Origin of the sequence: Hypericibacter adhaerens (genome assembly GCF_008728835.1) — a bacterium.
GTDB classification, from domain to species: Bacteria; Pseudomonadota; Alphaproteobacteria; order Dongiales; family Dongiaceae; genus Hypericibacter; species Hypericibacter adhaerens.
Map to the genome: position 1 here is coordinate 3,098,100 of NZ_CP042582.1, position 12,047 is coordinate 3,110,146.

General features: G+C 68.5%; 13 protein-coding genes. 8 read left to right on the forward strand and 5 right to left on the reverse strand.

What is annotated here, in order from left to right:
* Positions 1-7: 7 nt before the first annotated feature.
* Together cysD and FRZ61_RS13580 are read right to left on the reverse strand one after the other, a co-directional pair.
* Complete coding sequence (cysD, locus tag FRZ61_RS13575) at positions 8-802, reverse strand: sulfate adenylyltransferase subunit CysD (protein WP_151118236.1); 795 nt, start codon at positions 800-802, stop codon at positions 8-10.
* Positions 803-994: 192 nt separating this feature from the next.
* Positions 995-1,375 (reverse strand): cupin domain-containing protein, encoded by a 381-nt coding sequence (locus FRZ61_RS13580; protein WP_225308797.1) that lies wholly within the window; start codon positions 1,373-1,375, stop codon positions 995-997.
* 288 nt (positions 1,376-1,663) lie between these two features.
* On the opposite strand from FRZ61_RS13580, the gene FRZ61_RS13585 reads away from it, so the two are divergent.
* From FRZ61_RS13585 to FRZ61_RS13615, 7 genes are all read left to right on the forward strand, one after another.
* Entirely contained in the window at positions 1,664-1,912 is a 249-nt protein-coding gene (locus FRZ61_RS13585) for a BufA1 family periplasmic bufferin-type metallophore (protein ID WP_151118237.1), read from the forward strand.
* Between the two features lie 7 nt (positions 1,913-1,919).
* The gene (bufB, locus tag FRZ61_RS13590) at positions 1,920-2,828 is read left to right on the forward strand and encodes an MNIO family bufferin maturase (protein WP_151118238.1); all 909 of its coding nucleotides are present in this window, start codon (positions 1,920-1,922) and stop codon (positions 2,826-2,828) included.
* Entirely contained in the window at positions 2,815-3,591 is a 777-nt protein-coding gene (locus tag FRZ61_RS13595) for an HvfC/BufC N-terminal domain-containing protein (protein WP_191909012.1), read from the forward strand. The genes bufB and FRZ61_RS13595 overlap by 14 nt, the downstream gene beginning before the upstream one ends.
* A gap of 83 nt (positions 3,592-3,674) precedes the next feature.
* Entirely contained in the window at positions 3,675-4,439 is a 765-nt protein-coding gene (locus FRZ61_RS13600) for a glycosyltransferase family 2 protein (RefSeq protein ID WP_151118240.1), read from the forward strand.
* Positions 4,436-4,714: a lipid-A-disaccharide synthase N-terminal domain-containing protein gene (locus FRZ61_RS13605; RefSeq protein WP_151118241.1), complete on the forward strand. Its 279-nt coding sequence runs from the start codon at positions 4,436-4,438 to the stop codon at positions 4,712-4,714. The genes FRZ61_RS13600 and FRZ61_RS13605 overlap by 4 nt, the downstream gene beginning before the upstream one ends.
* A complete protein-coding gene (locus FRZ61_RS13610; protein WP_151118242.1) occupies positions 4,698-6,425 on the forward strand; it encodes an ArnT family glycosyltransferase in 1,728 nt (575 codons plus the stop codon). Before FRZ61_RS13605 ends, FRZ61_RS13610 begins: the two co-directional genes overlap by 17 nt.
* Positions 6,412-7,134, forward strand: coding sequence for a phosphatase PAP2 family protein (locus tag FRZ61_RS13615; protein WP_191909013.1), 723 nt, complete (start codon positions 6,412-6,414; stop codon positions 7,132-7,134). The genes FRZ61_RS13610 and FRZ61_RS13615 overlap by 14 nt, the downstream gene beginning before the upstream one ends.
* Here FRZ61_RS13615 and FRZ61_RS13620 read toward each other — a convergent pair.
* The 3 genes from FRZ61_RS13620 to FRZ61_RS13630 all read right to left on the reverse strand — a co-directional run bounded on the left by FRZ61_RS13620 (position 7,110) and on the right by FRZ61_RS13630 (position 10,915).
* Entirely contained in the window at positions 7,110-7,310 is a 201-nt protein-coding gene (locus FRZ61_RS13620; RefSeq protein ID WP_151118244.1) for a hypothetical protein, read from the reverse strand. The two genes, FRZ61_RS13615 and FRZ61_RS13620, sit on opposite strands and share 25 nt — an antisense overlap.
* Positions 7,311-7,506: 196 nt before the next feature.
* Complete coding sequence (locus FRZ61_RS13625; protein WP_151118245.1) at positions 7,507-8,292, reverse strand: enoyl-CoA hydratase-related protein; 786 nt, start codon at positions 8,290-8,292, stop codon at positions 7,507-7,509.
* Positions 8,293-8,341: 49 nt separating this feature from the next.
* Positions 8,342-10,915, reverse strand: a complete 2,574-nt coding sequence (locus FRZ61_RS13630) for an MMPL family transporter (protein ID WP_151118246.1) — start codon at positions 10,913-10,915, stop codon at positions 8,342-8,344.
* Positions 10,916-11,162: 247 nt separating this feature from the next.
* On the opposite strand from FRZ61_RS13630, the gene FRZ61_RS13635 reads away from it, so the two are divergent.
* Complete coding sequence (locus FRZ61_RS13635; protein WP_225308798.1) at positions 11,163-11,966, forward strand: phytanoyl-CoA dioxygenase family protein; 804 nt, start codon at positions 11,163-11,165, stop codon at positions 11,964-11,966.
* The last annotated feature ends 81 nt before the right edge of the window (positions 11,967-12,047 follow it).

A 12,047-nucleotide genomic window follows, 5' to 3' on the forward strand; every position in this document is an offset into this window, starting at 1 on the left:
TCCAGGCTCACATATAGCCGTCGGCGCGCAGGCGCTCGAAGGCATCCTCGGTCTCGCGATCCATGGCGCGGCCGGCACGCTCCGGCGTGCGCGTCGCCTCCAGCTCGGCGATGATCTCGGGGATGGTGGTGGCGGTGCTGTTGAAGGGGTTGGTGATATCGGCGTCGCCCAGCGAGCGGTAGCGCTTGCCGTCCTTGGCGAAATAGAGCGGCACGCAGGGGATCTTCTCGCGCTCGGTGTAGCGCCAGATATCGACCTCGGTCCAATGCAGCAGCGGATGCACGCGCAGATGCGTGCCGGGCGGCAGGTCGGTGTTGAAATGGTCCCAGAACTCCGGCGGCTGGTCGCGGAAGTCCCACTGGCCGGAATCGCCGCGCGGGCTGAAATAGCGCTCCTTCGCCCGGACCGCCTCCTCGTCGCGCCGGATGCCGGCGATGATGCCGGTGAAGCCATGCTTGGCGATGGCGTTGCGCAGGCCCAGCGTCTTGCGCGCGGCCGAGCGGGCGGCCGGCGGCAGCGAGGGATCGGTCTCCTCGATCGGCGGGCAGTTCTCGCGGATGAAGTTGAGGTTCCACTCCTTCGCGTAACGGTCGCGAAAGGCATACATTTCCGGAAACTTCTTGCCGGTGTCGATATGCATCGCCGGGAACGGCACATGGCCGAAGAAGGCCTTGCGCGCGAGCCAGATCATGACGTTGCTGTCCTTGCCGAGCGACCACAGCATCGCGAGCTTTTCGATGCGATTGAAGGCCTCGCGCAGGACATAGACGCTCTGCGATTCGAGCTGATCGAGATAATCCATGGAGACAGCCGATAAGGTGGGAACGGGCCGGGAGCCGCGACAATCGGGGAGCCCCGGTGGGCTCCTCCGGGACCGCTTTCGCAACCCCAGAAAAACTATACCCTAGCTGGGCTCCGGCGATTTAGCGTCTCGACCGGGGAAAAGCAACGGCTTATCCGTCGCGGCCACGGAAAACCCACGGGGAACGGGTATTTAGCCTCCGGTCGGGGCCCCGGCAGGCGCCGCGCGGCGGACACCCCATTCGAACACGACCAGCAGGCAGCCGCTTTCGGTCCAGGAATTGTGGCGGGTCCCCGGCTGATAGCTGACGAAATCCCCCGCCCGGAACCGGCGGCCGTCGCTGTCGACCAGCTCGCCCTCGAGCACCATGAACTCCTCGAAGCCGGGATGATCGTGGGCGATCGTCACCGCACCCGGGTCCATCCGCATCAGGTAGCAGCCCTCCTTGGTATCGTCGCGGTAACTCAGGGGCAGATAGCTCATATCCCGCTGGAGCGGCCCTTCCATGTCGTAATCATGAAAGGGAACGCTCCGGGTGACGACGACGCGCCGGCCGGGAACCGAATCCGACATCGATGCTCTCCTGCTCCTGGGTGCCGCGCCCTCCCCGCCTTTGCGGGTCGCGGCCGACATATCCGATGCTGACCATGCCGCCCGGTGCCGGGCAAGCCTCGCAAAAGCGCCGCTCACGGCTGTTTGAGGGGCATGTGAACGCCGCGCGCTTCATCATGGGGCCGACGCCGATCCGGCCTCCTCGTTTCCGTTTTCCGCGACGCGGGGGCAGCGTTGTCGCAACCGCGCCAGGATTTGATATTGATGGTCTCCGTTCCCACCATTCTCTCTGCCAGGAGACCTCAGGTAATGAAGACCCCATTGATCGTCGCTTCTGCCGTCGCCGCCGCCATCGTCATGGTTCAGGCGGGCACCGCTGCCGCGTCCGACAATGAGAAATGCTACGGCATCTCGGCCGCGGGCAAGAACGACTGCCAGACGGCGACCAATGCCTGCGCCGGTACGAGCGCCAAGGACAATCAGCCGGATGCCTGGATCTACGTGCCGAAGGGCACCTGCGAGAAGATCGCCGGCGGCAGCCTGCAACCCAAGACCTGATCCGAGAATGCCGGGATCGTCCGCCACCGCCTCTGTCACATTCCCTGCCGCCGGCAGGATCCCGGCGGCTGCGGGTATCGGCCTGCGCCATCCCCACCACCGTGCCCTGCTCGACGGCGATCGCCGCACGGGCTGGCTGGAAGCCCATGCCGAGAACTACATGACCGGCGGCTGGATCCGCCATGTGCTGGGCCGCCTGCGCGAAGCCTACCCGCTGAGCCTCCATGGCGTCGGCCTGTCGCTGGGCGGTGCCGCACCGCTCGACCGCGATCACCTCGAGCGGCTGCGACAGCTCGTGCGGCAGACCGAGCCCGGCCTGGTCTCGGAGCATGTCGCCTGGACCGGCATGGGCGGGCTCTACCTCAACGATCTCCTGCCCCTGCCCTGGACCGAGGAAGCGCTCGCCAACCTGGTGGCGCATGTCGGGCAGACCCAGGACGCGCTGGGCCGTACCATCCTGATCGAGAATCCCTCGAGCTATCTCGCTTTCCGCCATTCGGAGATGAGCGAGCCGGCCTTTCTCGTCGAGGCCTGCCGGCGCAGCGGCTGCGGGCTGCTGCTCGACGTCAACAATGTCTTCGTCAGCGCCCGCAATCTCGGCTTCGACCCCGAGGCCTATCTGCAGGCCATCCCGGGCGAGCTGGTGGGCGAGATCCATTTGGCCGGCCACAGCCGGCAGGACGTGGAAGGGGTCGAGCTCAGGATCGACGATCACGGCTCAGCGGTGGCCCCGGAGGTCTGGGCGCTCTATCGCCAGACGATCGCCCGGATCGGGCCGCGCCCGACCTTGATCGAATGGGATTCGTCGATTCCCGATCTGCCGGTCCTGCTGGCGGAAGCGGCCAAGGCCGATGCCGTTTTGAGCGGCTATGGCGGGGCCGGTGTCGCGGGCGAGGATCGTCATGCGGTTGCATGAGCTGCAGCAGGCGATCGGCGAGCGGGCGCTCGATCGCTCCCCGGGCCCACTCGACGGCGCCTTGCTCGATCGGGTTGACGGGCGCGGCCTGGCGCCCGCCCAGCGGCTGCAGATCTACCGCAACAACTGCCTGATCAGCCTGACCGAAGCGCTCCGGGCCACCTTTCCGACGATCGAGCGCCTGGTCGGCGAGGGCTTCTTCCGGACGGCCGCGGCCATTTTCGTGCGGGCAAGACCGCCGCGGGAGGCGCGCCTTTCCCGTTACGGCGCCGAGTTTCCGGCCTTCCTCGCGGACTATCGCCCGGCGGCCTCGCTGGTCTATCTGCCCGATGTCGGGCGGCTGGAATGGGCGATCAACATGGCCTTGCACGCCGCCGATCTGCCGGCGCTGGCACCGGCCGACCTCGCCCAGGCCGCCGAGGCCATGACCCCGCTTCGCCTCCATCCGGCCTGTCATCTGCTCCGCTCGCCCTGGCCGATCGAGCGCATCTGGCGCGCCAACCGGCCGGGGGCCGATGCCGATGCAGACATCGCCATCGATCTCGAGGAGGGCGGCGGGCCGCTCCTGGTCTATCGCCAGGGCTTCGACCTGGCACTGGCATCGATTACGGAGGGCGAGTTCGCCTTGCTGAGCCGCTTCCACGAAGGGGCCAGCCTCGAGGCCGCGGCGGGCGGCGCCCTGGCCGCTGATCCCGCGCTCGATCTTGCCGCGGCCCTGGCCGGCGCCTTGGGGCGAGGCTGCCTGGTCCCGGACCTGCCCTAAAAAGCTCATAGGCCCGCCAGAGCCGGGGCAAGCGATACTTGGCGGCGAACCGCGGGAACAGAGCGGTCGACCACCGAACGGCCATGCGAATGCAGTACAGCCTGGTCATTCCGGCCCATAACGAGGCCGACAACCTGCCGCCGCTGCTGGCCGAGATCGCGGCACTTCCCCCATTCCGGCGGCCGGCGGAAATCATTCTGGTCGACGATGCGAGCGAGGACGAGACCGCCGCCGTCATGGCGGGCCTCGTCGCCGCGAACCCGCGGCTGCGGCTGCTGCGATTGCCGCGACGCTCCGGCCAGAGCGCGGCCATGCTGGCCGGCGCCCGGGCGGCACGCTCGCCATGGGTGGCGACCATCGACGCCGACGGCGAGAACGACCCGGCCGACCTGCCGCCCATGATCGAGCTGGCCATCGCCTCCGGCGCCGATCTTGTCGGCGGCTTGCGCCGGGAACGAAAATCGAGCGGGTCGAAACAGCTCGCCTCCCATATCGCCAACGGCCTCCGGCGGCGCGTGCTGAAGGACGGATGCAGCGACAGCGCCTGCGGCCTCAAGCTCGTTCGGCGCGATCTTCTGCTGCGGCTGCCGAGCTTCAACGGCATGCACCGCTTCCTGCCGGCGCTGGTCCAGATCGCGGGCGGCCATACCCGCTTCATCGGCGTCAACGACCGGCCGCGGCGCCATGGCCGTTCCAACTACGACAATCTCGGACGCGCGGCGCGCGGCCTGATCGATATGGCGGGCGTCCTCTGGCTCAAGCGGCGCGGCCTGGCCGCCGCCGTCGCCGCGGCCGAGGAAGCAGCACGAATCGAAGAGCCAAGGATCCGGGCGGGCAGGCACTCATGACAGGCTGGCTGATCGTCGGTTTCGCCGGGCAGGCGATGTTCTCGCTGCGCTTCCTGCTGCAATGGATCGTGAGCGAGCGCGCCCGCCGCAGCGTCGTTCCCGAGATATTCTGGTATTTCTCCGTCGCCGGCGGCATGATCCTGCTCGCTTACGCGATCTGGCGTCGCGACCCGGTCTTCATCCTGGGCCAGGGGGCCGGGCTCGCGATCTACGCGCGCAACATTTTCTTCATCTGGCGTGACAAGCTGCGGGCGCGTCATGTCGCACAGCTCTGATCGGGTCTGGAAAGAAGCCGCCCCTCATCCTCTGGGCCGCCTGGCCGCGATCGTCGAACATCCGCAGAAGAGCGCGCCGCTGCTGGCCTTCCTCGCCCTGCTCTGGCTGCTGCCCGGATTCTTCAGCCTGCCGCCGATCGATCGCGACGAGGCGCGCTTCGCCCAGGCCACGCGGCAGATGATGGAGAGCGGCAACCTGGTCGATATCCGCTTCCAGGACGCCCCACGCTACAAGAAGCCGATCGGCATCTATTGGCTGCAGGCGCTGGCGAACGGTCTCAGCGGCGGCAGCCCGGCGGAGCCCAGCATCTGGCGCTACCGGCTGCCCTCGCTGGCCGCGGCCCTCGCCTCGCTGCTGCTCACCGCCCGGATGGGGCGGCTGCTCTTCGCGCCGGGGATCGGCTTCCTGGCGGGGGTGATCCTGGCGGCCTCGCCGCTCTTCGGCATCGAGGCGCGCCAGGCCACGACCGACATGGTGCAGCTAGCGCTGATCCTCGCCGCCACGCTGGCCCTGCTGCGGGTCTATCTCGCCGAGACGGCACCGGCCGCCCGCATGCCGGGATGGGGCAATGCGCTGCTGTTCTGGTCCGCAATCGGCGCCGGGCTCCTGATCAAGGGCCCGGTGATCCTGTTCTTCGTCGGGCTCACCGCGCTGGCCCTGGCGCTGCTCGAGCGCCGCCGCCGCTGGCTGCTGCGGCTCTACCCCGTTCCCGGCATCCTGCTGGTGCTCGCCCTGGTGGCGCCCTGGTTCATCGCCATCATGGCCAAGAGCAACGGCGACTTCGCGCGGCAAGCGCTGGGGCATGACTTTCTCGGCAAGGTCGTCGCCAGCCAGGAAGGCCATGGCGGCCTGCCCGGCTATTACGCGGCGACCCTGTTCCTGGGCCTCTGGCCCTTCGCCCTGCCGGTCGGGCTCGCCCTGTTCCGCTTGGCCCGCCGCCGCGACGAGCCGCCGATCCGCTTCTGCATCGCCTGGCTGCTGCCGGCCTGGCTGGTGCTCGAGCTGATACCGACCAAGCTCCCGCATTATGCGCTGCCGCTCTATGCCGGCCTGGCGCTGCTGACCGCTTATGCCATCACCCAGAATCTGGCCTCGCTTTCCTCCCGGGTGCCCTGGCACCGGGCGCTGGGCTGGCTCAATCTCACGGCGACCATCCTGATCGGTCTCGGCATCGCCGGCATCGGGCTGTGGCTGCCCACGGTGCTGGGCCAGCCGATCGACGTCATGGCCTGGCCCTATGCGCTGGTGATCGCGCTCGCCATGCTGGCCGGCAGCGTGATGACGGCCTATGGCCGCCCGCAGCAAGGCGTCGTCTGTCTCCTGGTCGCCAGCCAGCTCGCGAGCTTCATGGTGTTCGGCCGGCTCCTGCCCAATCTCGACGTGCTCTGGCCCAGCCGCCTCGTGGCGGAGGCGGTCCAGGCCCATGCCGACTGCCCCGCGCCGCGCCTGGCCAGTACCGGCTATGACGAGCCGAGCCTGGTCTTCCTGCTCGGGACCGAAACCGTGATGACCGAGCCCGCCCAGGCCGCCGCCTTCCTGGCCGACGATCCCGCCTGCCGCTTCGCGCTGATCAGCGAGGAGAACCGCGCCGATTTCGACGCGGGCGCCCGCAAGAACGCCATCGCGACCGAGATCCTCGCCCAGTTCGACACCTTCAACTACAGCAAGGGCGCCTGGTTGCGCCTGACCCTCTATGATGCCGCGCGCTGATCGGCTCGGCATCGCGAACCCTGGCCACCGCACGCTCCTGCTGCTGCTGGCGGCCGCCCTCGCGATTCCGGTTCTGATGCTGTTCGCCGACCGCCCGATCGCGATCGCGATGCAGGGCCTGCCGGCCGGATTCAAGAACCTCGCCGCCGACATCACGTTGTTCGGCAAGTCGCTGAGCTGGCTGCTGCTGAGCGCGGCGGCCGCCGGCTTCTGGGCCTGGCACGCGGACCGGGCCGAGCGACCGAGCGACCGCCACGCACGATGCCGTGCGCGCGCCTGGACGGCGACCTTCCTGTTCGCGGCCGTCGCTCTTTCGGGAATTCTCGCCAACATCATCAAGCTGGCGATCGGGCGGTTGCGGCCGGACCGGTATCTCGGCGAGGGCGCCTATGGCTTCCAGCCCTGGAACCTCGAATCCGATCTGCGTGGATTTCCCTCGGGCCACGCCACAACGGTCTTCGCGCTCGCTTTCGCGATCGCCTTGATAAGGCCGGCCTGGCGCTGGCCCGCCTTCGCCGCCGCCACGCTGGTCGCCGCGACGCGCGTCATCCTCAACGCCCATTATCTGAGCGACACGATCGGCGGGCTGCTTCTGGCCTTCGTCACGGTGCTGTGGTTGCGCCGCCTGTTCCGGCGGCGGGGCTGGCCGGTTCTCGACGGCAACGAGGCGATGCCGGTCGCGGATCAGAAGCCGAGGATGGCGCCGTAGAACAGCAGGCCGATCAGCGCCAGCAGCGAAACCCCGGTGGTGGTGGCGAAGATCAGCAGCATCCGCCAGATCTGCTGACCCTGGTTCTGAGCCACCCGCACCGGCGCGAAGCCGCGCGCCGCTTCCTCGCGCCGGCTGAGATCCGTTCCGTGATCGAAGATCCGAACCGTGGCCATGATGCCTTCCTCGGCGGGATTCGCGCGAGCATCCTGCTCCCGCGTCAAAAATCGCGTGCCGCAGAAGTATCGCCGGCCATCGTTTCTATAAGCTGAAGGCAGCGAAAAATTGCCGGATTTACGGCATTTTTAGGATAACTGTCCCAGCGGCATGGTTAGCGGCGGCTTCACCATCTTCGCGCGCCGCCACCGCGATTCAGCGCCCCTTCCAGACCGGCGGGCGCCGCTCCTGGAACGCTTTCGGGCCTTCCCAATAATCCTCCGAATCGCGCATGCGCTGATAGTCCGGCAGCGCGCCGCTCGTCAGCAGCTTGTAGCCATCCTCGACCGTCAGCGCCTCGGTCGCCTGCAGCACCGCCTTGACCGCCATGACGGCAAGCGGCGCCGAAGCGACGAGATCGTCGGCAAGCGCCCTGGCCGCCGGCATCAGATCGGCCAGCGGCACGCAGCGGTTGAGAAGCCCGTGACGATCGGCCTCCGGCGCACCCATGCGCCGTCCCGTCATGAGAAGCTCGGTGGCGATGGCACGCGGCAACCGCTTGGGCAGGCGCAGCACGCCGCCGCCATCGGGGATGAGGCCGATCTTGACCTCCGGCAACATGAATTCCGCGCTCTCCGCGGCCACGATCAGGTCGCAGGCCAGCGCCAGCTCGAACCCGCCGCCGGCGGCGATGCCGTTGACGGCGGCGATCACCGGCTTGCGCAGATTGAACATCTCGGTCAGGCCCGCGAACCCGCCGCGGCCGAAATCCTGGTCCGGGGCCGCGCTCTTCAGGTCCCAGCCGCCGGAGAAAAAGCGGCCGGCCGCGGTCACGATCGCCACGCGCAGCGAGGGATCGTCGCGATATTCCGAGAAGATCTCGCCCAGGCGCTGGCTTATGCCCGGATCGATCGCGTTCGCCTTGGGACGATCGAGCGTGATCTCGATCACCTGGCCGCGCCGCTCGGTGCGAACGCCCTCGGCGTAATTCGTGACGGACATCGGCAATGGCCTCCTGGGATGGCGGGAATGAAACGGTGGGCGGCGGGTGTCAGCCGCGGGACGGCGGCGGCCCCATCAGCGCCGGCAGGAACAGGAAGATGGTCGTGAGCATGATCACCAGCGACAACAGCAGCAGAAGCCCCATGCCCGCGGTGCCCGGGTGGCTCGAGAGCGCAAGGCTGCCGAACGAGGCGCCGGTCGCGAGCGCACTGAAGAGCACGGCGCGCGAGGTGCTCGAGGTGAGCGGATGGGTGACGCCCTTGCGCCAGTTCACCACGAAATAGATGGTGAAGGCGACCCCGATGCCGAGCAGCAACGGCAGCGCGATGATGTTGGCGAAATTGACCTCGAGCCCGATGAGGACGCAGACCAGCATCGTGGCGAAGCCCGCCACGAGGATGGGCGCCAGCACCAGCAGCACGTCGCGCAGCCGGCGCAGCAGCAGCCCCAGCAGCAGGGTGATCGCCACCAGCGCCGTGATCGTGGCGATGCGGAAAGCGTTGGCGACGGCCCGGCCCGATTCATAGATCTGCACCGCCGAGCCGGTCGCGTCGGGAACCACCGTCCTGACCGCCTGCACCAGCTTCGTGATGATGTCGTTGTCGTTGGCGTTGCCGGAGGGGAAAGCCTGCACCCGCGCGCGCCCGTCCGGCGCGATCCAGTCGCGGCGCAGCTCCTCGGGCAGCTTGTCGAGATCGAGCGGCTCGGCGGTCAGCGCCACCGAGAGCAGCTTCAGGCGCGCGTCGAGCCCCTTGATGAGAAGCTCCGTCAGCAGCGGGTAAAGCGAGCCATCGGCCGCAGCCGCGCGATCGAGCGCGGCGGCCAGCGCCTGGGCCGCCGGCAGGTCCGGCAGGGCCTGCCGCAGCTTCTGGGCGCAGTTCTTCATCGAGGCCCGGATCTCGTCGTCGCTGGGCGGCGGCCGCATCGCGGACTGGTCGAGCGTGGGTCCGATCAGGAGCTGCAGATCGGAGATGATCGCCAGCTTGGCGTCCTGGTCCTGCGGGATGAAGCTCGCGGCCGTGAGGGCGGCGGCGACCTCGGGCAGGGCCGAGAGCTTCCCGGCCGTCTCCTGCGCGGCCTCGATGTCGGGCGCCAGCGTCTCGATCGTGAAGGGCGAGGACAGCGGGTCGCGCATCAGGTCGAGGATGGTCGCCATCGATTCGACCTTGGGGTCGCGCAGATGCAAGGGGTTGTAGTCGAACCGCAGCCAGTAGGCGGCGCCGACGCCGAGCAACGTCACCAGGCCGAAGAACAGCAGGACCCAGCGCCGGCGGCGCAGCAGGAACTCGTCGACCGGTGCGGCCCACAGATAGCCCATCTCGCGCGGCGTGCCGCGCGGCTTCAGCAGCGCCAGCAGCGCCGGCATCAGGGTCAGGTTGAGCACCAGCGTCACGATCATGCCGGCGGTCGCGATCAGCCCCAGCTCCGAGACGCCGCGATAATCGGTCGGCAGGAAGGAGGCGAAGCCGACGGCGATGGCGACCGCTGCCAGGGTGAGCGGCCGCGCCATGGCATAGCCGGTACGCGGCAGCACCGTCGCCGGATCGGCATCGAGATAGCGCTCCTGCCCGAAGCGCACGCCGAACTGGATGCCGAAATCGATCGAGAGGCCGATGAACATGACGGCGAAGGCGACCGAGATCGGGTTGAGCGGATTGACCGTGAAGGAAGCGAAGGCGAAGGTCAGGACGAGCCCCACCAGCAGCGTGATGAAGCTCGCCAGGATCAGCTTCGCCGAGCGCAGCGCGACCAGCAGCAGGCCCAGCACCAGGACGATCGAGAGGACCAGTGCGGTTCCCATGCCCTCGGTGACGGTCTGGAGCTCCTCGTCCTGAAGCGCCACCGAGCCGGTCAACCGCACCGTGATGCCCTTGTCCGGCGTCAGGCCCAGCGCCTGCGCCTCCTCGCGGATGAAGCGGCTGGCGGAGGCGGCGGTGGCGAGCGAGCTGAAGTCGCGCACGGGCTGGGTCAGGATCAGGTGGCGCAGATCGCGCGGCTCGACCGGCCGGTCCATCAGCAGCGTCTGCCAGGAGAGCGGCTTGGGCTTTCCCTCGAGCGCGCTGGTCAGCGAGGCTTCGATGGCACCCAGCGGCCGTTGCAGCATCGCGAGCCCGCCCGTCTGCTGGGCGACGCCATCCGCCGCCAGGGCCAGCATGTCGAACAGGCCGCGCAGGCTGGGGTCGGCGCGCAGGCTGCCGATGAAGGGCTGCGCCATGGCCACCGAGTTCGACAATCGCTGCAGGCTGTCCACGGGCAGGAACAGCAGGCCGTAGCGCTGGAAGAAAGGCCCGCCATCGGGGCGCCGCACGCTGGTGAAGAGGTCCTTGCGCAGGGCCAGCTTCTCATAGAGCGCCTCGGTCGCGTCTTCGGCCTGGTCCGGCGTGGCGCCGTCGACCACCACGACCAGGAGGCCGTTGTTCTGCGGGAACAGCTTTCCCAGCTCGTCCCATTGCTGGCGCCAGGCCAGCTTGTCCGAGATCATGGCCGAGGTGTCGCTGTTCATCTTCAGCGTGTGCACGACATGAAGGCCGGCCCAGACGGTCAAGGCGGCCAGCAGCAGCACCACGATCAGGGCGCGGCGGGCACTCCAACCGACCAGGGCAGCAACAACGCGCTCGAGCATGAATCCCGGAAAGACTCTAAAGAGCAGGGTCGGGCGCCGGCGATCCGGCACCTCTCTTGTCCGATACCGACCGGTCGGCAACCGGGCCGATCCGCCCTCGACAGGAGGTCGAGATGCCGGTCGGCACCTTCCTATGCCAGCCTCACGGGTCCCGGCAACTGGCTTCGCAGCGAAATTTCGTTAAACTTGCCGAGGGCGTCAGGGATCGTGTCGATCCGCCGCCACGGATTCGATGAGGGACTTCGCCATGCAGCGGGTCGACGCCGCGCAGATCAGGGACTTCCAGCAGGACGGCGCGGTCGCGCTGCGCGGATTGTTCCAAGACTGGGTCGAGCCTTTGCGCGCCGGCATCGAGCGCAACATGGCATCGCCCAGCGCCGGTGCCCGCATCTATCCAGCCAAGGACGGATCGGGGTTGTTCTTCGGCGACTACTGCAACTGGAGCCGCTTCCCCGAATATGACGATTTCCTCCGCCATTCGCCGCTGGCGGAAGCGGGCGCCCAGCTCATGGGGGCCAGGTCCGTGCGGCTGTTCCATGAGCATGTGCTGGTGAAGGAGCCGGGCACCGACATGCCCACGCCCTGGCACCACGACCAGCCCTATTACAGCGTCGATGGCGGCCAGAATTGCAGCGTCTGGGTCGCGCTCGATTCCGTGCCGCGGGACACCGCCGTCGAGTTCGTCGCCGGCTCGCATCGCTGGGGGCGCTGGTTCCGCCCCGAACGCTTCGACCGCACGGCGCTCTACGAAGGCGACGGCCTCGAAGCGGTGCCGGACATCGAGGCGGAGCGCGGCCGCTATCGCGTGCTGGCCTGGGACCTCGAGCCCGGCGATGCCGTCGCCTTTCACTTCCTCACGCTCCACGGGGCGCCGGGCAACCGCGCGACCGGACGGCGCCGGCGCGCCTTCTCCGCCCGCCTGGTCGGCGACGACGCCCGCTGGGCCGTGCGCAAGGGCCGAACCTCTCCGCCCTTTCCCGGCGTGACGCTGGCCCATGGCGACCCGCTGCAGGGTCCTGAATTTCCACTGCTTTACCCGCAAACCGCCTGACCGGAACGGGCGCCCACCCGGACGGGGGGTTGAAGGCGGCGCAAGCCTCCCTTATGGCTCTTCAGCGCCGGCGGCAAAAGC